Source organism: Jejuia pallidilutea (assembly GCF_002973595.1).
GTDB lineage: Bacteria > Bacteroidota > Bacteroidia > Flavobacteriales > Flavobacteriaceae > Jejuia > Jejuia pallidilutea.
On sequence record NZ_PVEO01000006.1, the window covers coordinates 245,851 to 267,662 of the forward strand.

The 21,812-nt window shown below is 33.3% G+C and carries 22 protein-coding genes; 14 read left to right on the forward strand and 8 right to left on the reverse strand.

Features of this window, described 5'->3' with window-relative positions; all coding sequences use genetic code 11:
- Nucleotides 1-24 precede the first annotated feature (24 nt).
- Nucleotides 25-420: a LuxR C-terminal-related transcriptional regulator gene (locus CLV33_RS11765; protein WP_042249533.1), complete on the forward strand. Its 396-nt coding sequence runs from the start codon at nucleotides 25-27 to the stop codon at nucleotides 418-420.
- 274 nt (nucleotides 421-694) lie between these two features.
- Here CLV33_RS11765 and CLV33_RS11770 read toward each other — a convergent pair whose 3' ends face one another.
- Nucleotides 695-2,725 carry a dipeptidyl-peptidase 3 family protein gene (locus tag CLV33_RS11770; protein WP_105474075.1) on the reverse strand — a complete coding sequence of 677 codons (2,031 nt, stop codon included), beginning with the start codon at nucleotides 2,723-2,725 and terminating at the stop codon, nucleotides 695-697.
- Between the two features lie 186 nt (nucleotides 2,726-2,911).
- Here CLV33_RS11770 and CLV33_RS11775 point away from each other — a divergent pair, with 186 nt between their 5' ends.
- On the forward strand, nucleotides 2,912-3,931 hold the full coding sequence (locus tag CLV33_RS11775; RefSeq protein WP_045372269.1) for an SRPBCC family protein: 1,020 nt from the start codon (nucleotides 2,912-2,914) through the stop codon (nucleotides 3,929-3,931).
- 3 nt (nucleotides 3,932-3,934) lie between these two features.
- Complete coding sequence (gene crcB / locus CLV33_RS11780) at nucleotides 3,935-4,300, forward strand: fluoride efflux transporter CrcB (RefSeq protein WP_042244478.1); 366 nt, start codon at nucleotides 3,935-3,937, stop codon at nucleotides 4,298-4,300.
- Between the two features lie 175 nt (nucleotides 4,301-4,475).
- Here crcB and CLV33_RS11785 read toward each other — a convergent pair whose 3' ends face one another.
- Nucleotides 4,476-5,303 carry a DUF1684 domain-containing protein gene (locus CLV33_RS11785; protein ID WP_317045173.1) on the reverse strand — a complete coding sequence of 276 codons (828 nt, stop codon included), beginning with the start codon at nucleotides 5,301-5,303 and terminating at the stop codon, nucleotides 4,476-4,478.
- Complete coding sequence (locus tag CLV33_RS11790; RefSeq protein ID WP_170064013.1) at nucleotides 5,303-5,830, reverse strand: DUF4252 domain-containing protein; 528 nt, start codon at nucleotides 5,828-5,830, stop codon at nucleotides 5,303-5,305. The genes CLV33_RS11785 and CLV33_RS11790 overlap by 1 nt, the downstream gene beginning before the upstream one ends.
- A gap of 264 nt (nucleotides 5,831-6,094) precedes the next feature.
- Here CLV33_RS11790 and CLV33_RS11795 point away from each other — a divergent pair, with 264 nt between their 5' ends.
- Together CLV33_RS11795 and CLV33_RS11800 are read left to right on the forward strand one after the other, a co-directional pair.
- Nucleotides 6,095-7,060, forward strand: a complete 966-nt coding sequence (locus tag CLV33_RS11795; RefSeq protein ID WP_105474077.1) for a YpdA family putative bacillithiol disulfide reductase — start codon at nucleotides 6,095-6,097, stop codon at nucleotides 7,058-7,060.
- A 2-nt stretch (nucleotides 7,061-7,062) separates the two neighbouring features.
- Nucleotides 7,063-7,440, forward strand: coding sequence for a VOC family protein (locus tag CLV33_RS11800; RefSeq protein ID WP_105474078.1), 378 nt, complete (start codon nucleotides 7,063-7,065; stop codon nucleotides 7,438-7,440).
- A gap of 24 nt (nucleotides 7,441-7,464) precedes the next feature.
- Here the strand turns inward: CLV33_RS11800 and CLV33_RS11805 are convergent, their stop codons facing one another.
- Complete coding sequence (locus CLV33_RS11805; protein WP_042244471.1) at nucleotides 7,465-7,905, reverse strand: Lrp/AsnC family transcriptional regulator; 441 nt, start codon at nucleotides 7,903-7,905, stop codon at nucleotides 7,465-7,467.
- Nucleotides 7,906-8,031: 126 nt separating this feature from the next.
- Between CLV33_RS11805 and CLV33_RS11810 the strand changes: the two genes are divergently transcribed.
- Together CLV33_RS11810 and CLV33_RS11815 are read left to right on the forward strand one after the other, a co-directional pair.
- Nucleotides 8,032-8,424, forward strand: a complete 393-nt coding sequence (locus tag CLV33_RS11810) for a hypothetical protein (RefSeq protein ID WP_042244564.1) — start codon at nucleotides 8,032-8,034, stop codon at nucleotides 8,422-8,424.
- Between the two features lie 140 nt (nucleotides 8,425-8,564).
- Nucleotides 8,565-9,257 (forward strand): DUF4328 domain-containing protein, encoded by a 693-nt coding sequence (locus tag CLV33_RS11815; RefSeq protein WP_105474079.1) that lies wholly within the window; start codon nucleotides 8,565-8,567, stop codon nucleotides 9,255-9,257.
- A 51-nt stretch (nucleotides 9,258-9,308) separates the two neighbouring features.
- Here CLV33_RS11815 and CLV33_RS11820 read toward each other — a convergent pair whose 3' ends face one another.
- Nucleotides 9,309-12,755 (reverse strand): methylmalonyl-CoA mutase family protein, encoded by a 3,447-nt coding sequence (locus CLV33_RS11820; RefSeq protein ID WP_105474080.1) that lies wholly within the window; start codon nucleotides 12,753-12,755, stop codon nucleotides 9,309-9,311.
- Nucleotides 12,756-12,898: 143 nt separating this feature from the next.
- Between CLV33_RS11820 and purU the strand changes: the two genes are divergently transcribed.
- Both purU and CLV33_RS11830 read left to right on the forward strand, forming a co-directional pair.
- Nucleotides 12,899-13,753: a formyltetrahydrofolate deformylase gene (gene purU / locus CLV33_RS11825; protein WP_105474081.1), complete on the forward strand. Its 855-nt coding sequence runs from the start codon at nucleotides 12,899-12,901 to the stop codon at nucleotides 13,751-13,753.
- A gap of 150 nt (nucleotides 13,754-13,903) precedes the next feature.
- Nucleotides 13,904-15,001 (forward strand): OmpA family protein, encoded by a 1,098-nt coding sequence (locus tag CLV33_RS11830; RefSeq protein WP_105474082.1) that lies wholly within the window; start codon nucleotides 13,904-13,906, stop codon nucleotides 14,999-15,001.
- Nucleotides 15,002-15,038: 37 nt separating this feature from the next.
- Here CLV33_RS11830 and CLV33_RS11835 read toward each other — a convergent pair whose 3' ends face one another.
- Entirely contained in the window at nucleotides 15,039-16,154 is a 1,116-nt protein-coding gene (locus tag CLV33_RS11835) for a TlpA family protein disulfide reductase (RefSeq protein ID WP_105474083.1), read from the reverse strand.
- Nucleotides 16,155-16,430: 276 nt separating this feature from the next.
- Here CLV33_RS11835 and CLV33_RS11840 point away from each other — a divergent pair, with 276 nt between their 5' ends.
- Nucleotides 16,431-17,135 carry a DUF4197 domain-containing protein gene (locus CLV33_RS11840; protein WP_105474084.1) on the forward strand — a complete coding sequence of 235 codons (705 nt, stop codon included), beginning with the start codon at nucleotides 16,431-16,433 and terminating at the stop codon, nucleotides 17,133-17,135.
- A gap of 92 nt (nucleotides 17,136-17,227) precedes the next feature.
- Complete coding sequence (locus CLV33_RS17545; protein ID WP_170064014.1) at nucleotides 17,228-17,374, forward strand: hypothetical protein; 147 nt, start codon at nucleotides 17,228-17,230, stop codon at nucleotides 17,372-17,374.
- Here the strand turns inward: CLV33_RS17545 and CLV33_RS11845 are convergent.
- The gene (locus CLV33_RS11845) at nucleotides 17,349-18,125 is read right to left on the reverse strand and encodes an ABC transporter substrate-binding protein (RefSeq protein WP_105474101.1); all 777 of its coding nucleotides are present in this window, start codon (nucleotides 18,123-18,125) and stop codon (nucleotides 17,349-17,351) included. The two genes, CLV33_RS17545 and CLV33_RS11845, sit on opposite strands and share 26 nt — an antisense overlap.
- Before the next feature lie 82 nt (nucleotides 18,126-18,207).
- Between CLV33_RS11845 and CLV33_RS11850 the strand changes: the two genes are divergently transcribed.
- On the forward strand, nucleotides 18,208-18,864 hold the full coding sequence (locus CLV33_RS11850) for an HAD family hydrolase (RefSeq protein ID WP_105474085.1): 657 nt from the start codon (nucleotides 18,208-18,210) through the stop codon (nucleotides 18,862-18,864).
- A gap of 8 nt (nucleotides 18,865-18,872) precedes the next feature.
- On the opposite strand, the gene CLV33_RS11855 is transcribed toward CLV33_RS11850, so the two are convergent.
- The gene (locus CLV33_RS11855) at nucleotides 18,873-19,334 is read right to left on the reverse strand and encodes an Lrp/AsnC family transcriptional regulator (RefSeq protein WP_042249703.1); all 462 of its coding nucleotides are present in this window, start codon (nucleotides 19,332-19,334) and stop codon (nucleotides 18,873-18,875) included.
- 170 nt (nucleotides 19,335-19,504) lie between these two features.
- Between CLV33_RS11855 and CLV33_RS11860 the strand changes: the two genes are divergently transcribed.
- Together CLV33_RS11860 and kbl are read left to right on the forward strand one after the other, a co-directional pair.
- A complete protein-coding gene (locus CLV33_RS11860; protein WP_105474086.1) occupies nucleotides 19,505-20,458 on the forward strand; it encodes an NAD-dependent epimerase/dehydratase family protein in 954 nt (317 codons plus the stop codon).
- A gap of 1 nt (nucleotide 20,459) precedes the next feature.
- Nucleotides 20,460-21,647, forward strand: a complete 1,188-nt coding sequence (kbl, locus tag CLV33_RS11865) for a glycine C-acetyltransferase (RefSeq protein WP_042244453.1) — start codon at nucleotides 20,460-20,462, stop codon at nucleotides 21,645-21,647.
- The last annotated feature ends 165 nt before the right edge of the window (nucleotides 21,648-21,812 follow it).

Genomic DNA, 21,812 nt, shown 5'->3' on the forward strand with positions numbered 1-21,812 from the left:
GCTTTGAATATAATAAACGAATAAATGATAGCCCACAAAGAAATTATTAAAACTATAAATACGCTAAAGAAAAACGAATCAAAACTTTCTAAGGAGGGCGTTTTAAAAGTTCTAGATGCTGCCAAGTCCATAACACAACATAAAGAAACAGTTGACGCGTTAATTCATTTTTTTCTTATTTTAAAAACCAATGAAACCGATTATGAAAAACCGCTAACAAAAAGAGAATTACAAATTTTAAAATTCATTGGAAACGGAGAAAGTTCCAACAGTATTGCAAACAAATTAAATTTAAGTATTTCTACTATTGAAACACATAGAAAAAATATTAGGAAAAAATTAAAATTATCGGGTAACGGAAAATTGCTGGAATTTGCAATAATTCATAATCTAAAGCAGCCAAGTTCTAAAAATTTATAGTAGGGAAAAGTTAAGTTTAACTGTTGTATAATAAAGGATTACTAAAAATGATATTTATATTTTTTACATGTTTTTAAAAATATAGATTTTTTTTACGCAACCTTTTACAAAAAACTGTATCTATTAATTAACATCAACAGCCAAAACAACATGAAAATATTAATTATAATAAGCTTGCTCATTGTTGTAAACTTAATACTATTAGCTTTTAGTGTTAATAAAAAAACAGAACCTTAATTAAGGTTCTGTTTTTGTTTTCTTTATGGGCTAGGGTTTAATTAACTTCTGGTAAATAGTTATAATTTTCGCTATAGTTTAGCATTTGTTCTTCAAAGGTTTTAGGTTGTTCAATGCTAATTTTAGTTATTTCTCCATTTTCGGTATCAGCAACTAATACAGGATTTACAAAACCGCTGTAAGGTGCAGAAGTAAACTGCTTGTTACGTTCTAAAACCTCGGCGTGCACATCTTGGTCTACCTTAACCCCATAAGTTTCAACCAAAGCTTCAACAGCAGCATAATCACCTTCAGATTTTATACGCTGTGTTTCTCTTAATAGCTCACCAAATAATTCATGTAATTTGTCATAATCATTAATATTAAAATAGGTTTTCCCATCTTTGGTAACCTTTTCTATAACATTGTCTTTTTTTCCTTTTTCAAATACCCAAGCAGAAACCCATTGCCTGTTACGCATGTGCGCTTCTTCTACATCATCCCCTAAATTTAATCGGATAAGTTGCGTCATCAAGCCATTTCTTATATACCCATCATAAGCAGCCATTCCAACCTTTTTCCAATCGTCTACCAATCCTAGTTCTTGTAATTTAGGATTGTATAAGTAATACAGCCCTACCAAATCTGCACGACCTTCTTCTAAAGTAGAAGCATAATTTTTTAAGGTTTCTTTGGTCTCTCCTACACCCGGATTTAATTGCCCAGAGGCATGACCAATTACTTCATGTAATGCAGTATGGAGTTTGTCGGCTAGTTGTCCGTATTGCTTTTCCAATTCATACTCCTCTTCATCATGCACAAACTCTTTTAAGCGCCCTGTGCTTCCAGCATTATTATAAGCGTTAATAATATTACCTAGTGAAACCGATTTACTACCAACCTCGGCACGAATCCAATTAGCATTTGGCAGGTTAACGCCTATTGGTGTGCTTGGAGACGCATCTCCAGCTTCACCAGCCACATTAACAACTTTATAGGTTACACCTACCACATTTTTCTTTTTATGTGCGTCCATTAATGTAGAATTGTCTTCAAACCATTGTGCATTATCTGATAATACCTTCATTTTTTGAGACATATCAAAATCATTTATTTGTACAATAGTTTCATAAGAACCTCTGTAGCCTAACGGATCGTTATAAACTTCAATAAAACTGTTTATGTAATCTATATTTCCTTCCGTTGCAGCTGTCCAAGCTACATTGTAATCATCCCAAGTTTGTAAATCTCCTGTTTTGTAATATTCTATTAACAAACCAAGTGCATCGCCTTGTGCTTTATTTTCCGCAACACCTTTTGCCAACTCTAACCACTTAACAATTTCGTCAATAGCTTCGCCATATAATCCACCAGATTTATACACACGCTCTTTAAGCTCGCCATTTTCTTTTACCAATTGCGAGTTTAAACCAAACGATAATGGTTTTTCTGGATTTGGTGATTTTTTTTGCTTGTAGAAATTAATAACATCAGCATTGGTAACGTTAGGGCCATAAAAGTTAACCGCAGAAAGTGCTACATTATCTACACCTTTAGCTTGGTTTACTTTTTTTGCATCTTTATCGTTAAAAATAACATCAAAAGGTTCGCCTTCTAAGGTTGTGTTGGTTTCTGCTAATAACTGTTTTAAATAATCAGAAGAAAACTCTGGCTTTAACTTATCGTTTGAGTAGTGATGGTGAACACCATTACTAAACCAAACACGCTTTAAATAGGTTTCAAAAGCGTTCCACGCTTCTGTAGTTTTATCGCCTTTATAATTTTTGTATACATTTTCTAAGGCATTTCTTATTTTGAGGTTGTGACGGTAATTTTGATCCCACATAATATCCCGCCCAGATAAACCAGCTTGTGTTAAATAGTACACTAATTTTTGCTCTTTTAAAGAAAGTTTATCCCAACCTGGTATTTGGTAGCGTAATATTTTAATATCGGCAAATTGCTCCACATTATAATCAAAGTCTTGTTGTGCTTCAATTTTAGTTTCATCTTTAGTAGCTGTTTTGTCGTTACCACAAGACAAAACCAATGCAGCTACCATGAATAGTAATACAAATTTTAGTTTCATAAGGTTATTTTGAGTTTTGATTTATTTTCAGAATTTAGGCCAATTATCGTATTTTGATTATTGATTAATGTGAAATTTCAATTTTTAGTTATTGAAAATCTATAATTAGTACAACAAATGTAACAATTTATTAAACGAAAATTTAAAAATAACTATATTTGTTTTAAACAAACCACACCTATAAATATGAAAGCCATAAAGTATATTTTCTTTCTATTACTTATTGCCATAATTGGGTTAGCAATTTATATTGCAGTGCAACCCAATTCGTTTGAAGTTACAAGAACTAAAACCATAAATGCGCCTGTGCCAGTAGTGTATAATAATGTGATTGATTATAAGAATTGGGAAGCATGGTCGTCTTGGGTTGAAGCCGATCCTGACATGAAAATTACACTTCCAGAAAAAACCTTAGGAATTGGAGGCTCTTACCAATGGGAAGATAAAGATGGTGTTGGCACTATGAAAACCACCAAAGCTATTCCAAACGAAACCATACACCAAAAAATGCAATTTGCAGATTTTCCACCATCAGATATCACTTGGACTTTTAAACCAAATGCAGATGGCTCCACCGAAACTACTTGGACAATTTCTGGTAAAGACTTGCCTTTTGGCTTTAAAGCCTTCGCTACCTTTATGGGCGGTATGGAACAACAAATTGGTCCGCACTATGAACGTAGTTTAGAAAAACTAGATAGTGTTTTAGTGGCCGATATGAAAAAATACAGCATTACAGTAAACGGCGTTACCGAGCATAGTGGTGGATTTTACATATTTAACTCCGTATCCTGTAAAATTCCCGATATGCCAAAACATGTACAGCAAATGATGCCTAAATTAGGTGCTTATGCCATGGAAAATAATATAAAAATGGCAGGCGCCCCGTTTAACTACTACCATAAATGGGATGAAGCCAATAATACAGTGATGTTCTCTTGCTGTATACCTACCATTAACAAAATAGTTTCTACCAACCCAGAGATTCTTACCGGGCAATTACAATCGTTTAAAGCGCTTAAAACAACATTAAAAGGCGATTATAAAAATTTAAAGGAAGCTTGGGAAACCACAATGAAATACATAACTGAAAATGGATTAGAAACCGATGAAAACGGACCAATGCTAGAGGCTTATACAAACGACCCCATGCAACACCCAAATCCAGCAGATTGGACCACCGAAATTTATATAGCACTTAAATAGTTTATGAAGCAGGTTTTACTGGTATTTTTAGGCGGTGGTTTTGGTAGCGTGTTGCGTTACCTTATAGGTAAATTTTTAAATAATACTGAAAATGGTATACCTTACGGTACGTTTGCGGCTAATATTTTAGGAAGTTTATTAATAGGTATCGTACTTGGTTTAGCGGCTAAGAATGATACACTAACCCAAAACCAAACTTTGCTTTTGGCTACTGGTTTCTGCGGTGGTTTCACTACCTTCTCTACGTTTGCTTATGAAAACCATGTGTTTTTAAAAAGCGGAGATTTTGCAAGTTTTGCCATTTATACCATTGCTAGTTTTATTGTTGGTTTTTTGGCGGTTTTTGCGGGGATGTATTTGGTGAAGTGAATTTAACCTCTAAGTAGTGTTGATAGTCTTTAATATCTAACTATTTTAATGAACATTATATTGAGTATTTTTAATTGTGGGGACTGGAATTTTAATGGGCCTTCTCTCTTCAATATTCGGAATTTTCTCTTTGTTAAAATATTTAACTGTGGTTTTTTATACTTATAAGACAGCATTACTTTCCAAAAGCCATAACACCAGCCTCTACCCTAGTTTTTAAATAGTTTTGTCGTGGTACTATTGGGCAGGAATACTTATCGTTGTAAGCACAGTATGGGTTGTATGCTTCATTAAAATTAATAGTTAATGTGTTACCTTGTGGCATTTCAGTGTCGATGTAGCGCCCGCCGCCGTAGCTTTCTAGTCCGTTGGTTTCATCTAAAAATGGTAGAAATAAAAACGGTTCGTAATCTTCTTGTGCCTTATAATCTAGATTTTCAAATACATCAAGTGTAAACGTCTCGCCTTTTAGCTGGAATGTTACTTCTCCATATTTCACATACATTGGTCGGCGGTCGGTAGTGGTTTTCATTTCAAAAGGTACTTCGTCGGGTGTTCTTTTAAAATTTGCGGTAACTATGTACGCAGAATCGAACTTGAAAAAGTCTAAACCTTCAAAATTCTTTCTGTCCTTTTTCTTTAATGGAGACGTAGATGCGTCTTTATAAAATGCATTAAGCTCTTTTTGGAATTGTGTATCGCCCAGTATTGGCCTTTTTTTCTGTTGGCAACTTACACAGAACATGACTAAAGCACATACTAATGGTATAAGGGCTTTGCATAGCCTTGGCTGATAGGTCTGCGCTAGGGATTGCAGCGACATCCTTTTTAAAACCTTTACAAACGTTGCGCCATTACGAGGAGGCACGACGAAGTAATCTCTAGCTATTAAAGAGATTGCTTCACTACGTTTACAATGACGTTTAAGGTAAAACGTTTTAAAAAGATATAGCGGAAAGCCCGACCCGAAAGGGTAGCGCCCAAATAATTTTAATGCTTTCATTAATTCTGTGGATTAAAAGACGGGGTTATATTGGTTTTGTAGTTCTGTAATAAATCGTTTGAAAAGGTGTTGAAGGTATCTTCATCGGTAAAAGATTTAATCTTTTCAGGATCGAAATTGCCTTGTAAATAATATGCGGTAGTTTCGGTTTTAGAACTATTAAATATAATAACATCAGTTACCACAGTACCAGCTTCTCTCACCGAAATAATTCGTGTTTGTTCTGGGGTGTTCTTTCTAAACACATCAAGGTAGCCGTTATTTGTTACGGCATTCATTTCGGTAACTAAACGCTGCCGTTTAAGCGCATTTACATCCTTAAATGTAATGTACTTAAAATCTGAAATATTGCCAATAGCATGTTTTACCTCAGGCGAAATATTACCTAAAACGGCTTTCATAAAATTTGGCACTTGAAAGGATGTTGTACCCAAATCTGCCTTATGAGTGTTGTAGAATCCCTGAAAACTACTGCCACAAGACATCAATAGCATACAAAGACATACGACTAAAAATAATTGCTTCATTGTAAAAGTATTAGTGTAAAAATACAACATCTATGTAATTTATCGAGTTGGAAATTTTGAAAATAAAATATATGAAAAAATTTAATGCCAGTGAATAAAATGCCAAAAACAAAATAGTTATACACTATTACAAACACTATAATTTGTACACTGTTGGTCGTGTTAAAATTATATTACAATAATACTTACTGCAATAGGTAGTATTTGTGTATTTTTATTGTTCATTTTAAAAACATATTTAGGCAAAAAAGACAGATATTTTAAATGAAGGATGTACTAATTATTGGCGGTGGCCCTATTGGAATTGCTTGCGCCCTAGAATGTAAAAAACGAAACTGGAATTACCTCATTATAGAAAAGGGAGCTCTCACAAATTCCCTTTTTAACTACCCAAAAAATATGACGTTTTTCTCAACATCTGAAAAGTTGGAGATTGATGATATTCCCTTTATTAGTAAAAACCCAAAACCTAATCGAGATGAAGCTTTAGAGTATTATCGTCGGGTAGCTACATCAAACAACATCAATATTAATTTGTTTGAAACTGTAACAACCATTTCTAAAGAAAACAATTATTTTAAAGTTACTACAGATAAACATGAGTATGAAACCAAGAAAATTATTTTGGCTACAGGGTTTTATGATATTCCAAATTTACTAAATATACCTGGTGAAGACCTACCAAAAGTAACACATTATTACAAAGAAGCACACCCATATGCGATGCAGGATATTGTGGTAGTTGGCGCTAGTAATTCTTCAGTAGATGCAGCACTAGAAATTTATAGAAAAGGTGGCAATGTTACAATGATAATTCGTGGTGAAGCTATTGGTGAGCGCGTAAAATATTGGGTACGACCAGATATTATCAATCGTATTAAAGAAGGTAGTATTAACGCCTATTTTAATTCTGAAATCACCGAAATAAAAACCAAAGAACTAACTTTTAAATCTCCCGAAGGATTAAAAACTATTCCCAATGATTTTGTTATAGCTTTAACTGGATACAAACCTAATTTTGATTTGTTAAATCAAATTGGGATTGCTTTATCTAATGATGATAAAAAACTGCCCGAATATGATAAAGACACGATGGAAACTAATATTCAAGGTGTCTATCTAGCTGGTGTAATTTGCGGTGGTATGGAAACCCACAAATGGTTTATAGAAAATAGCCGTATACATGCAAAACAGATTGCTAAACATATTGAAAGCACTTTAGCTGTTTAATTATGGATTTAAACCAAATTACCGTACCGTCGTTAGATGTTGAAAAAGCCATAGATTTTTATAAAACATTAGGCTTAAAATTAATAGTAAAGGCATTACCACATTATGCACGTTTTGAATGTTCTAAAGGTAACAGTACGTTTTCAATTCATCTAGTAGCGCAATTACCTAAAGGAAACGGTATAAGTATTTATTTTGAAGATGATAATTTAGATGATTTGGTTGCTAAACTTCAAAAAAAAGGTGTTGCTTTTATAAGTTTACCCCAAGATAAACCATGGCTTTGGCGAGAGGCGCATTTAAGGGACTTAGATGGAAATCTCATTATTTTATACAAAGCAGGAGAAAACAGAAAAAATCCACCTTGGCGAATTAACTAATTGTAGAAATAAAACAACTAACCATTAAATTGGAATAACTTCCTTTTGCTTCACAACTCTAGATAACACAATTTGTGTTTTAGATTCTCCATAAACTATTAAGTCATCAATAAAAGATTCTAGGTGTTTTTGGTTTTTTAAAACTACTTCCATAACAATATTCTCATCACCCGTAATACGGTAGCAATTAACAACTTCATCAAAGGTTTTTACTTTTTCTAAAAAGGGTTTTAACTTGCCCATAAAAGCTCTTAAAGTGATAATGGCTTTTAATTGATAGCCAATTTCAAAAGGAGAAACCAGTGCTTTGTAGCCTTCAATAATGCCTAAATCCTCCATTTTTTTTATCCTCTCAGAAACAGCGGGAGAGCTTATACCCACCTTACGCCCTATTTCGGCATTCGATTGTCTTGCATTTTCCTGCAAGCACTTCAAAATTTTTGTATTAAGTGTATCTATTCGCATCTAAAGATAAATTAACAATAAAACATAAAAATTAAATCAAAAATACAATTTTACCTTAATTATTAAAGTTAAATATAAAATCTTGTGAGTAATTTTGAAGTAATTGCTAATGAAATTTTAATAAAAATGCATAATACCCCAGTAAATCTATCGGAATTACCGATTTATCAAAAAGCCATAGAGATTTTTGCTTTATCACAGAGCATTTCTTCATACTTAAATGAAGATCTTTCAGCGCTTAATGAAGATGGTTCTGAGGACGCTAATATTTATTTTTCTGGCGATATTGTACAACAATCGGTATCCTTAGCTCCAGAGATTGAAAATGCAGAACGCGAACGCTTTTCAGAAAGAAAATATAGGCATGTTGCTTCCCTAAAAAGGCTAACTAATATGCTTTATAAAAACTGCTATCGCTTGGAAAAAAGCAATAGTAATGGTAAAGATTTTTTACCAATTTTAAGGCGCGAATTAAAAAAATTTAAAAAGTTACAGCATAATTGGATGCTGACATTATAAACTGTAATAATCCGCTTTTTTTATTATTTCTTTTCTCTTATCGTTAATTATGTAAAAAGAACAAATATGTGATTTTAGTCATAAATACTTGCAAGTATTATGCATATTTTAGCTTTTTTCAACACGTATTTTCATATGATATGAGCGAACTAAGAGACAACTCGGTAAGAAGTAAACATATACTCATCATATTTACTGTATTAGCACTAATTGATATATCGCAAATTGGGTTTCATCTTTACCAAAACAATGTTTTAGAAGGTTATGAAAATGGCGCTTACACTTTAGAATTAATAGAACTTTTAGATACAGTATCTGTGGCATTAGGGTTACTTCAAACCTTATGTATTGTTGCAACCGTAGTGTTTTTTATACGCTGGTTTAGAAGAGCTTATGGCAATTTAATTAGACTTAAGGTAGATATGGAGTATGATGAAAGTAAAGCGGTTTGGGGCTACTTCATACCTTTTATAAATTGGGTAAGACCAGTAAAAACTATGAAAGAAGTTTACTTAAAAACCCAAGACACCTTAAAGAATTACGATTCTAATTTGATTGTTGATGACAATACTGGGTTTATAGTATTGTGGTGGGTAATTTATATTATAAATGGTATTGTAGGAAATTATGCTTCTAAAGTTTTGGATAAAGCAAATACTATTGAAACATTTATTGAAGCCAATAACGCTTATATTGTAGCAGATTTAGTAGACTTAGCCTCAATTACATTAGCTATAATAGTAATACAAAAGGTTACTAAACTAGAAATATCGCTTAAAAAAGTGGATAAATCTGTATCTGTTATAGACCAAATTGGGATGACGCCATATTAGTAGTTACAACTTTAATATCTCTTATATCATATTAAGTAATAAGCTGCCTTATTACATATTTCTACGATATTGCCCTCCTACCTCAAATAATGCCTTTGTAATTTGACCCAAAGAACATACTTTGCAAACTTCCATTAGAGCTTCAAATATATTTTCATTGTTTACAGCAGTTTGCTGTAGATGTTTTAAAAGCGAATCGGTATCATTAGCGTCATGTAGATTTTTTAAAGTTGTTATTTGAAGTTGTTTTTCTTCCTCTGTAGCGCGTATCACTTCAGCAGGTAAAACCGTTGGAGAGCCTTTACTGCTTAAAAATGTATTTACACCAATTATTGGAAACTTTCCGTTATGCTTCAATGTTTCATAATATAAGCTTTCTTCTTGAATTTTACTGCGCTGATACATAGTTTCCATAGCACCTAAAACACCGCCTCGTTCCGTAATTCTATCAAATTCTAATAATACTGCTTCTTCAACCAAATCGGTTAATTCCTCAATAATAAATGCACCTTGAATAGGGTTTTCGTTTTTAGCCAAACCTAATTCTTTATTTATTATTAATTGAATAGCCATAGCGCGACGTACCGATTCTTCTGTTGGTGTAGTTATAGCTTCATCATAGGCATTGGTATGTAAAGAATTACAATTATCGTAAATAGCGTAAAGCGCTTGAAGTGTGGTTCTTATATCATTAAAATCAATTTCTTGTGCATGTAAACTTCTACCAGAAGTTTGAATATGGTACTTCAACATTTGTGCCCTTGCATTTGCACCATATTTCTCTTTCATTGCCTTTGCCCATATTTTTCGGGCTACACGACCAATAACTGCATATTCTGGGTCTATGCCATTGGAGAAAAAGAACGATAAATTAGGTCCAAATTTATTAATATCCATACCTCTGCTTAAATAATATTCCACATACGTGAAACCATTAGATAAGGTTAAGGCCAATTGCGTAATTGGGTTTGCTCCAGCTTCGGCTATATGATATCCGGAAATTGAGACGGAATAGAAATTTCTAATATTGTTTTCTATAAAATATTCTTGAACATCGCCCATTAAGCGCAGTGCAAATTCAGTAGAAAATATACAGGTATTTTGTGCCTGATCTTCTTTTAAAATATCTGCTTGAACCGTTCCTCGCACTTGGGCAATGGTATTCCTTTTTATATCGTCGTAGATGTTTTTTGGAAGCACTTTATCTCCTGTAAGCCCTAAAAGCATTAAGCCTAAACCATTATTGCCTTCTGGTAGTTCTCCATTGTATTTAGGGCGCTGTTTTCCTCGATATATTTTTTCAATTTTAGAGTTTACCGCTTTCTCAAGGCCATTTTCTTTGATATAAATTTCGCATTGTTGATCGATAGCAGCATTCATAAAAAAACCTAGCAGCATGGGTGCAGGCCCATTAATTGTCATACTCACAGAGGTTTTAGGGTCTGCCAAATTAAAACCAGAATACAGTTTTTTTGCATCGTCTAAACAGCAAATGGAAACACCTGCATTTCCTATTTTACCATAAATATCTGGTCTATAATCTGGGTCGTTTCCATAAAGCGTTACGCTATCAAAAGCTGTAGATAAGCGTTTTGCTGGCATGCCCGCACTAACATAATGAAATCGTTTGTTTGTGCGTTCTGGCCCACCTTCGCCCGCAAACATTCGCGCTGGATCTTCGCCTGTACGCTTAAAGGGGTATAAGCCTGAGGTATATGGAAATTCTCCGGGAACATTTTCTTGTAAACACCATCTTAAAATATCGCCCCATGCTTTATATTTAGGAAGTGAAACCTTTGGGATTTGCGTATGCGATAACGATTCGGTATGTGTTTCAATTTTAATTTCCTTATCCCTTACTTTAAACGAATAAACAGGGTTTTTATAACGATTTACTTTTTCGTCCCAACCCAAAATAATTTCCCAATTATGTGGGTTTAGGCTCATTTTAATTTTATCAAATTCTTTTAGCAATAGTGTAACAAGGGCTTTTTTATCACCTGTTACAGTTTCCAGAATTTTTTCTCCATCAATACCATATTTATCCAAATAGGACATCTCGCTATCTTTAGGAATATGAGCAACAGAACACATAGTTTTATAAATTCCATATAGTGTTTGAGTTGTTTCTACCTGTGCTTCAACCTTTTTGTTGTAAGCTCTATTGTTTTCGGCTATTTCTGATAAATAACGCGTTCTAGATGGTGGTATCACAAATATTTTTTCACTCATTTCATCAGTGATAGAAAAAGAAGATTTTAATTCAGCACCAGTTTTTTCTACCAGTACATCCATAACCGCCTTGTATAAGGTATTCATCCCGGGATCGTTAAACTGTGAGGCAATAGTGCCAAAAACGGGCAATTCTTCTTGGGGTGTATCCCAAAGGTTATTGTTACGCATATACTGCTTTTTCACGTCTCTAAGCGCATCTAATGCACCACGTTTGTCAAACTTATTTATAGCTACAAGGTCTGCAAAATCTAACATATCGATTTTCTCTAGTTGGGTTGCAGCACCAAATTCTGGAGTCATTACATATAAAGACACATCAGAATGTTCTATAATTTCAGTATCACTTTGTCCAATCCCAGAAGTTTCTAAAATTATTAAATCGTATTCAGCAGCTTTTAGTACTTCTACAGCTTCGTTTACATGTTTAGATAAAGCCAAATTAGATTGACGGGTTGCCAAACTGCGCATATAAACTCTTGCGTTATTGATGGAATTCATTCTAATTCTATCTCCTAATAAAGCACCTCCAGTTTTTCTTTTAGATGGATCAACAGAAATAATACCGACGGTTTTTTCTGGGAAATCAATTAAAAAGCGTCGCACTAATTCATCAACTAAACTCGACTTTCCAGCACCACCAGTTCCGGTAATTCCTAATATGGGGGAGTCTCCTAACCTTCCCAAAGAGGAGGGATTTATTGTGTTAAAAGCTTCCTCGAATTCATTATGTTTATTTTCTGCTAAACTTATTAATCTTGCAATTACATTAACATCTTTTCTTTTTAGAGCCTCTATTACACGCTCTCTTTTGGGGAGAGCCGGAGTAGGACTATCAGCTTTTTCCACCAAATCATTTATCATACCTTGCAACCCCATTTTTCGTCCATCATCGGGCGAGTAAATACGGGTAATCCCATAATCCATTAAATCCTTAATTTCTGAAGGTAAAATAACTCCGCCACCGCCGCCAAATAGTTTAATATGCGCTGCGCCTCTTTCTTTTAAAAGATCATACATATACTTAAAATACTCGTTGTGCCCACCTTGGTAGGATGTTATACAAATGGCATTTACATCTTCTTGAATTGCGGTGTTAACAACCTCTTCCACACTCCTATCATGCCCTAAATGAATCACCTCTACACCAGTGGCTTGTATTATACGGCGCATAATGTTAATTGAGGCATCATGCCCATCAAAAAGGGAAGCTGCGGTTACAACTCGTATTTTATGCTTTGGCTTATATGGTTTTTGTTGATTCATTATTAGAAAATAATTAGTTTACGTCTTGCAATTTACGAATAATTCAAAAAAATATTCAATTTTAAAAACATATTGCAAAATTCTTTCAATTACTAGCCCTAAAATTGTTTTTATTTATTTTTGATGCAGTAAATTAATACCTCATGAAAAAAATTACAATTTTAATTCATTGTAAAGATCGCTCAAATATTATTGCTAGTGTTACAAACTTTATTGCAAAAAAAAATGGCAATATTGTATATCTCGATCAGCACGTTGATAGGCAGCAAGATATATTTTTCATGAGATTAGAGAGTGAATTTATTAACGATGATTTTTCTACAGATACTTTTAAAGCTTGTTTTAAAAAAGAACTGGCCGATAAGCTGGAGATGAAATGGCGTATTTATTCCTCTGATAAAGTCCCAAAAATGGCACTGTTCATTTCAAAATACGACCATTGCCTATATGATATTTTAGGACGCTATAATTCTGGGGAATTAAACTTAACAATATCCTTTATTATAAGTAATCATAAAGATTTAAAACCAATTGCCGATAATTTTAAAATACCTTTTTACCACATACCTGTTACAAAAGATACTAAAATTGAGGCTGAAGACAAGCAACTAGAACTACTAGAAAAACACAATATAGATTTTATTGTTCTTGCAAGATACATGCAAATTGTATCTCCTAAGCTTATTAATAACTATCCTAATAAAATTATAAATATACACCACTCTTTCTTACCGGCATTTGTTGGTGCTAAACCTTACCATTCTGCCTACAAACGTGGTGTGAAGATTATAGGTGCTACCAGCCACTATGTTACAGAAGAATTAGATGCAGGCCCAATTATAGAGCAAGATGTATCTAGAGTAACACACGCTTACACTATTAAGGACTTAATTGCTAAAGGTCGGGATTTAGAAAAAATTGTATTGGCTAATGCCATAAAACTACATTCTGAAAGAAAAGTAATGGTGTATAATAATAAGACTGTAATCTTCTCATAACAAGAATCTGATTACCAATTAGTTAACGTTTATTTTAAATAAAAATTAACATTTTATAATATTAACAAATGTTAATTGTGACTATATTCATTATATTGTGTCTCAATATTGAGAATATAACATTAACCATTAACTAATTTCTTAATTTTTATGAAATCAAATTTTATTTTATGCCTAGCGCTATTGTTAGGCTTTGGAATGTCCCATGCACAAAATTTACCTGCAAATCCAGATCCTGGCAAGTGCTATGTAAAGTGTATTACTAAGGATGAATTTAAAACAGTTGAAGAAACTATTGAAGTTTATCCTGCTTACACTAAGCTAGAGGTTGTACCTGCCACCTACAGAACCGTTGAAGAGCGTGTTTTAGTAAAAGAAGCTTCAAAAAGGTTTGTTTACGTTCCTGCAACGTATGAAACCATAGACGTACCTTACATTAAAAAAGAAGGAAGAACAGATTTAAACATTAAACCTGCTTCTTTTGGATCTAACTCAAGAACCTTTGAGACCTACCCAAAAACATCTGGATGGGAATACAGAGAAACAGCTTGTGATTCTCCAAACAAAGAAGATTGTATGGTGGCGTGTTTTGTTGAATATCCTGCACAATTTACCGATGTAAGCTTTACAACATTGTCTAACGATGCTACAACTAGCAATATTCCTGTTCCTGAGCAAAGCGGTACTTACCAAAAACGTGTGATAAAAACTCCTGCTAGAATGGACGAAATTGAAATTCCTGCTGAGTACAAAACTATTAAACGTCAAGTATTAGCTACTCCTGCCTCAACCAGAAGCGTAACTATTCCTGCACAAACTAAAACAGTTACAAGAACTGTATTAGCTAAAAAAGGCGGCTTAACTACTTGGGAAGAAGTAGATTGCGGATTATTAAATGCTAATGTATTACCTATTTTTTACGAACTAGGTAGCGCTCGTATTACTCCTGCATCTAAGAAAATTATTGACGACACCTTATTACCTTTACTTAATAGTAAGCCTGTAAATATTGAGTTAATATCTCATACAGACTCTAGAGGTAATGACGATTTTAACATGTCTTTGTCGCAACAACGTGCTAATTCTGTTGTAAATTACTTAGTATCTAAAGGTATTTCTAGAAGTAGATTATCGGCAAAAGGATATGGAGAAACAAGATTAGTAAACCGTTGCTCTAATGGTGTAGATTGTTCTGAAGCAGAGCACCAAAAGAATAGAAGAACTGAGTTTAGAGTTCTTGGAAACTAGAACTTAAATTTGTTTACGTAGAATGAAAAGACACCTTTTAAGGTGTCTTTTTTGTTATAATAAACTCAGGATATTCACTAATTTTTTTTTCAATTTCAATACCATAGGTATCCTTTAGGCCAGATGCCATTAAATCGAAATATTTATAATGTACCTCCCAATCGTGCAACTCGTTGGCAATAGTTTCATTGTTTGTAACTATAGGTATTTCTAGCAAATTAGCCAATTGATAATTTACTTGGTTAAGCGATACATTATCAGCTTTAATATCAGAATCTCCAATTAAGAAGTTTGGCGTGTCGTTTCCCCAATTTATTTGGTTAATATCCCAAAAATGCGAAGTAGATAAATTAAAAAACAACAACTCTCCATGTACCAGCTTGCTATCTTGCTTTAATTTCAAATATTTTAAAATAGTAGCTCCTTTATTTTTAGATGCTTCTGTATTGTACTTAAAACGCACACGGTAAATTTGGTTTAATTTTGCCGGTATATTAACTTGATTTTTATAAACGTTGTTGGCATATGCCATAATATGTTTTAAGCTTCCGGTAAGTTCTAAAAACTCAGGGGTTTTTACAATTTGTAAATTAGCAATGGGTGCATCTGCCTCTATAATTTCAAAATCATGCTTTAAAGCTACTTCTTTTTGTATGGAAACAGGTTTGTAAGATTGCAGCTTAAACATCTTATCAGCAGAAATTCGTTGCTTATTAGTGCTTAAATACCCTTCAATATGAAATGTTTTAAAGTCGGCAGGATGTCCCTCCCAAAGCTTTTCGCCTTTGGCATTAAATAAAACACCGTAGGGCAAACTAGAAATATTATATCTAGAAAACGTCTCCCCTTTATAATCTATAGCAACTGCGAGGTCTACATTGTGTTTTTTCATAAAACGCTTAACTACATCAGGGTTTTCCTGAGTTAAGGACATTATATAAAAGTCTTTAGGATACTGGCGTTGTAAGGAGGACAGTTGTTTAGCTACCGCAATACATGGACCGCACCAAGTAGCCCAAAAGTCCACAAAATAAAGTGCGTTTTCAGTTTCTGAAGCTATCGAGGATGTTTTAATTGTTTCAGATATTCGTATTTGCCCGAAAAAAAACATTGGTAACAATAAAAAGAGAGTTATAAGGGATTTAGCTTTCATTTTAAATTTTTGGATAACAATTTACATTACATATAACAAGTATTGTGCTAAAATAGTATTCAACCCAATTTTGTTGATACATTTTGCAAAATAATAAAATTTTAACCGCATAAATGTGACCTCTTTAATTTTTAAGTGTCTTACAGTAAAACGATAATCAAATTAATTGAGGGATTAATTAGGTTTATATATTAAAAGACATTCAATATTAACATTGGATGTCTTATTTTTTTTAAATCATAAGTTTATCTTTGACAATAAATACCCAAAAACATCATGATACGTAAATTTATAGTAGCTATATTAGTTTTTAATGCAACAGCCTGCGCAGAATTGCAAGGCGTAATAGACCAATTGCCACAAGGTGGCGCAGTAACTAATGCCGAAATAGCCTCTGGATTAAGACAGGCTTTAGATTTTGGAATAGACAAACAAGTAACAAAGCTTACGCAAGAAGATGGGTTTTACAAAAATGAATTAGTTAAAATATTACTCCCAGAAGAACTACGCAAAGTAGATAAAGCTTTAAGAGATATTGGTTTGGGCAAACTAGCCGATGAAGGTGTGAAAGCTTTAAACAGAGCCGCTGAAGACGCCGTTAAACAAGCTACCCCTATTTTTGTAAATGCAGTTAAAGACATTACGTTTGCCGATGCAAAAAATATTTTATTAGGTAGTGATGATGCTGCAACAACATACTTAACAACTAAAACAAAAACTGCACTTTATGACAAGTTTAATCCTGTTATTAAAAATTCTTTTAATAAAGTTGGAGCAGATGATATTTGGAAAAACCTAATTAACAAATACAACACTATACCTTTTACAAGCAATGTAAACCCAGATTTAACCGATTACGTTACCAATGAAGCCTTAAAGGGAGTTTACACAATGATAGCTGTTGAAGAAAAAGAGATTAGAAATAAAATAGGCTCTAGAACAACCGATGTGTTAAAGCGCGTTTTCGCTTTACAAGATTAATTTTTTTTTTGAAGTAAGTTTAGCGTTTCTTTAACGTTAGCATTACATCCAAATCATCATAATTCTCGTATTTTACAGTAAAAGAGAATATTATGAGCACACATTTCTGTAAGGTTGGCAAAATTAAAATTAACAGCAACAAAATTATTAGTTTAAAGGAAATTGAAAAGCGAATACACAACTTTGTGGACGATATTAGCAAAGTAGAGTTTCCTAAAGATGTTCATGAAGCGATTTAAAATAAGTAAAAGCTTTTTTTAAACGCGACCCATACCAAGAGAACATTTCTCCATCTACCAAAAGCAGTTTTGCCTTTGGGTAAAATGCTTGTAACTCTTTTTTGTGAGCTTCTTTAAATGGGTAAGGCTCACTTGATAATAAAACCAGTTCAACCTCTTTATTTTCTTTTAATTCAATTTCTGGATAGCGCACTTGGTCTCTGTAGTAATTTTTAAACTTATTCAACTGTAGCATATAATTTACAAATGTGTTGTTTGCGGCAACCATCCAAGGCGATTTCCAAATAAAATATATGGTGTTATAAACCATCTCGTGTTCTACCCACTTTTTAAAAAAAACATACTCACTATGTATGTTATGTATTAAATTTTGTGCGGTTTTTTTCTTATTGAACATAATACCATATTGTGCAATCAACTCTAAACTATCTTCTAAATTAAAAATATCAGAGACATGTACAGGTGCAATAGCTTCGCAAGCAATTACAATATCTTCTGTATTCTCTTCTTTATTACATAAAATAATATCTGGTCGTAAGTCTTTAATCTTTTCAATATCAATCTGCTTTGTGCCTCCTACAACCTTAGCTTTGGTTTTTATATAATTGGGGTGCACACAAAACTTTGTAACGCCAACAACATAAGCTTGTAAGCCTAAATCGCATAATAGCTCTGTTTGACTGGGCACTAGCGATACAATACGTTTTGGAGTTTTGTCTAGTTGTATGTTCCTATGGAGTTGATCTTTCATAATCTTAATAAATCTAAACATTTTTTTCCATCTGAAGTCACACAAAAAACCTCAATATTATATCTTCGCAAAAAAAATAAAGATGCTAAAAGCTGTTATTTTCGATATGGATGGCGTTATTATAGATAGCGAACCTATGCACCACAAAGCCTACCACAATATGTTTAACGAAGTAGGCATTAACGTATCTAGAGAACTTTACGAATCGTTCACAGGGCAATCTACCCTAAATATATGCAAGCGCTTATGCGATAATTTTAAACTAAATGAATCTCCAGAAACCCTAGTAGCTATAAAACGTAAACATTACAAACAGTTTTTTGATACAAATTCTAGCTTTGGACTTATAGACGGTGTACTAGATTTAATAAAAAATTACCATGAAAACCAACTTACCTTAGTGTTAGGATCCTCGGCAGCAATGTCTAGTATTAACATGATTTTTGAGCGCTTTAACTTAAACCAATATTTTAAGGCTAAACTAAGTGGTGCCGATTTAAAAGCGTCTAAACCACATCCCGAAATATTCGAAAAAGCAGCTAAAGCTTCGGGCTTTAAGAAAAATGAATGTATGGTAATTGAAGATTCCACAAATGGTATTGAGGCTGCAAAATCTGCTGGCATTTATTGCGTGGGCTTCGATAGTTTTCATTCTAAAAACCAAGATTACTCCAAAGCTAACAAGGTTATTACTAATTTTGAAGATATTTATTTTGATAAAATTGTAGCAGAGTTTTAATACTTTTTTTAGAAATGATATTCTGTAGTCGCTTTAATTTCCTTTAAAACAAAGTAACTTTCCAACACGCCAATATTTTCAATTTTAGATAATTTTAAACGTACAAACTCATGGTATTCCTCAAGACTTTTTAAATTTATTTTTAAGAAAAAGTCTACTTTTCCCGCCATGTGATAACATTCCTGCACTTCTGGTAAGGCTTTTATTTGTCTTTCAAATTTATCAATAAACCCTTCGTGGTGATAGCGCAAAGACACCATACAAATTGCCGTTATAGGGCAATCTATTAGTTTATTATTTATTAGCGCTACATATTTTTTTATAAATCCCTTTTTTTCTAAACGTCTTATTCGCTCGTAAACAGGCGATGCCGTAAGATGCAGTAATTTGGCAATATCTTTAGTGGTTTTCTTTGAATCTTGCTGAAGAATTCGTAATATTTTAAGGTCTATATCATCAAGTCGTTCCATATTCAGTAAAATTTACTTTTTAAATGTTAAAAATATCCGTTTCAAAAGTAAATATACATTCAAAAATAAATATATGTAGAATATAATACTTTTTTAATAGCAATTAACAGAATTTTTAATTACTTTATTTAACATATTAGTAAATTCGTACTTGTATTATTCTAAGAAATATGAAAGATAAAATACTAATTACTGGCGCTAACGGGCAGCTTGGTTCTGTATTAACCAAAGCGCTTCAGAACATTTATGGTATAGATAATGTTATAGCAACAGATATAAAATTTAATGCATCGTTTAAAGGGCATTTTGAGTTTTTGGATGCTACAGATTTTAAAAGTATAACATATGTAATTAAAGAGCATGATATTACCGAGGTATATCATATGGCAGCCATATTATCAGCCAGTGGAGAGCAGCAACCACTAAGAACTTGGGAGATTAATAATCAAACCTTTCTCAATGTTTTAGAAGCTTCTCGCATACACGGGATAAAAAAGGTGTTCTACCCCAGCTCTATAGCGGTTTATGGTACAAACGCACCAAAAAACAATACTCCACAAGATTTTTTTTTAACACCAACGACGGTTTATGGTATGAGTAAAGCCGCAGGAGAAAATTGGGCTAACTACTACTTTTTAAAATATGGTTTAGATGTACGCTCTTTAAGATATCCTGGAGTTATTGGTCACCAAACCTCACCTGGTGGTGGCACTACAGATTACGCAGTAGATGCGTATCATTACGCTGTAAAAGGTGAAACATTTACATGTTTTCTTAATGAAACCGCAAGTTTACCTATGATTTATATGGACGATGCCATTCGAGCTACCATAGAGTTGATGCAAACGCCTACAAATGCTATTAAAACCAGAACATCTTACAATATTGCAAGTATAAGTTTTAACCCAGAAGAACTAAAAGCATCAATCTCTAAAATATTCCCTAAATTTAAAATGATTTACAAGCCGGATTTTAGACAGGAAATTGCCGATTCGTGGCCCAATAGTATAGATGATACAATAGCTAGAACAGACTGGGGATGGAAGCCTAATTTTGATTTAGAAGCGATGACAAAAGATATGATTAAACATTTAAAACAAAACTATAAAATAGAAAACGCATAATATGTACGGAACTATAAAACAACAATTTCAGGCAGATTTAGATGCCATTAAAGAAAGTGGACTTTATAAAAACGAACGTGTAATAACATCAAAGCAAGGTGCTGAAATTAACACACTTTCCAATTCTAATGTACTAAATTTTTGTGCAAATAATTATTTAGGATTATCATCTGATGAAAGCGTTATTCAAGCAGGAATTGATGCTTTAAACACACACGGTTTTGGCTTATCTTCGGTTCGTTTTATATGTGGCACACAAGATATTCATAAAGCTTTAGAACGTAAAACAGCTGAATTTCTAGGGATGGAGGATTGTATTCTTTATGCCGCAGCTTTTGATGCTAATGGCGGTTTATTCGAACCTTTACTATCAAAAGAAGATGCCATAATTTCGGATGAGCTAAATCACGCTTCCATTATTGATGGTATTAGATTGTGTAAAGCGCAACGTTTTAGATACCTTAATAGCAACATGGAAGACCTTGAAGCTAAATTAAAAGAAGCTTCGGGAGCCAGACGTAAACTAATTGTAACCGATGGTTCTTTTTCTATGGATGGACGCATTGCTCCTCTTGACAAAATTTGTGATTTAGCCGATAAATACGATGCCTTGGTAATGATAGACGAGTGCCATTCTACAGGTTTTATTGGTAAAACAGGTAGAGGTGTACACGAATACTACAATGTTATGGATCGTGTAGATATTATTACTGGAACTTATGGAAAAGCGCTTGGAGGTGCTTCGGGTGGTTTTACTGCTGCCAGAAAAGAAATTGTTGATATTTTACGACAACATTCTAGACCATACTTATTCTCTAATACCCTTGCCCCAGCTATTGTTGGCGCTACTTTAAAGGTGTTTGATATCATTTCTAACGATACTACTTTAAGAGACAAGTTAGAGGAGAATACTACCTTTTTTAGAACAGAAATGACCAAAGCTGGTTTTGATATTATTCCTGGAATTCACCCTATAGTTCCCATAATGTTATACGATGCTAAGCTCTCGCAAACCTTTGCCAAAATGCTTTTAGAAGAAGGCATTTACGTTATTGGTTTCTTTTATCCTGTGGTTCCTAAAGGAAAAGCAAGAATTCGTGTTCAGCTTTCTGCAGCTCACGAAAAGGAACATATACAAAAAGCTATAGATGCCTTTATAAAGGTTGGCAAGCAGCTGGAGGTAATTTAAAACACAAGCATTGTTACTAGCCTTTTTAAAATCTTAGCAATAAAAACATTACACTCATTTTTCCCTTCTTAAGGCACATTCAGAAAATAGCTTGATTACGAGCATCAAAATATAAAAAGCAAGATTTGGTTACTTCCAAGTCTTGTTTTTTTTAGTTTTAGAGCT

Coding starts and splice junctions, on each gene's coding strand:
- CLV33_RS11820 (WP_105474080.1), bottom strand. CDS start 12,755: ATGAATCAACAAAAACCATATAAGCCAAAGCATAAAATACGAGTTGTA.
- CLV33_RS11805 (WP_042244471.1), bottom strand. CDS start 7,905: ATGCGAATAGATACACTTAATACAAAAATTTTGAAGTGCTTGCAGGAA.
- CLV33_RS11835 (WP_105474083.1), bottom strand. CDS start 16,154: ATGAAAGCTAAATCCCTTATAACTCTCTTTTTATTGTTACCAATGTTT.
- CLV33_RS11840 (WP_105474084.1), top strand. CDS start 16,431: ATGATACGTAAATTTATAGTAGCTATATTAGTTTTTAATGCAACAGCC.
- CLV33_RS11770 (WP_105474075.1), bottom strand. CDS start 2,725: ATGAAACTAAAATTTGTATTACTATTCATGGTAGCTGCATTGGTTTTG.
- CLV33_RS11775 (WP_045372269.1), top strand. CDS start 2,912: ATGAAAGCCATAAAGTATATTTTCTTTCTATTACTTATTGCCATAATT.
- CLV33_RS11850 (WP_105474085.1), top strand. CDS start 18,208: ATGCTAAAAGCTGTTATTTTCGATATGGATGGCGTTATTATAGATAGC.
- CLV33_RS11830 (WP_105474082.1), top strand. CDS start 13,904: ATGAAATCAAATTTTATTTTATGCCTAGCGCTATTGTTAGGCTTTGGA.
- CLV33_RS11800 (WP_105474078.1), top strand. CDS start 7,063: ATGGATTTAAACCAAATTACCGTACCGTCGTTAGATGTTGAAAAAGCC.
- CLV33_RS11795 (WP_105474077.1), top strand. CDS start 6,095: ATGAAGGATGTACTAATTATTGGCGGTGGCCCTATTGGAATTGCTTGC.
- CLV33_RS11860 (WP_105474086.1), top strand. CDS start 19,505: ATGAAAGATAAAATACTAATTACTGGCGCTAACGGGCAGCTTGGTTCT.
- crcB (WP_042244478.1), top strand. CDS start 3,935: ATGAAGCAGGTTTTACTGGTATTTTTAGGCGGTGGTTTTGGTAGCGTG.
- CLV33_RS11790 (WP_170064013.1), bottom strand. CDS start 5,830: ATGAAGCAATTATTTTTAGTCGTATGTCTTTGTATGCTATTGATGTCT.
- purU (WP_105474081.1), top strand. CDS start 12,899: ATGAAAAAAATTACAATTTTAATTCATTGTAAAGATCGCTCAAATATT.
- CLV33_RS11785 (WP_317045173.1), bottom strand. CDS start 5,303: ATGAAAGCATTAAAATTATTTGGGCGCTACCCTTTCGGGTCGGGCTTT.
- CLV33_RS17545 (WP_170064014.1), top strand. CDS start 17,228: ATGAGCACACATTTCTGTAAGGTTGGCAAAATTAAAATTAACAGCAAC.
- CLV33_RS11810 (WP_042244564.1), top strand. CDS start 8,032: ATGCATAATACCCCAGTAAATCTATCGGAATTACCGATTTATCAAAAA.
- CLV33_RS11845 (WP_105474101.1), bottom strand. CDS start 18,125: ATGAAAGATCAACTCCATAGGAACATACAACTAGACAAAACTCCAAAA.
- CLV33_RS11855 (WP_042249703.1), bottom strand. CDS start 19,334: ATGGAACGACTTGATGATATAGACCTTAAAATATTACGAATTCTTCAG.
- CLV33_RS11815 (WP_105474079.1), top strand. CDS start 8,565: ATGAGCGAACTAAGAGACAACTCGGTAAGAAGTAAACATATACTCATC.
- CLV33_RS11765 (WP_042249533.1), top strand. CDS start 25: ATGATAGCCCACAAAGAAATTATTAAAACTATAAATACGCTAAAGAAA.
- kbl (WP_042244453.1), top strand. CDS start 20,460: ATGTACGGAACTATAAAACAACAATTTCAGGCAGATTTAGATGCCATT.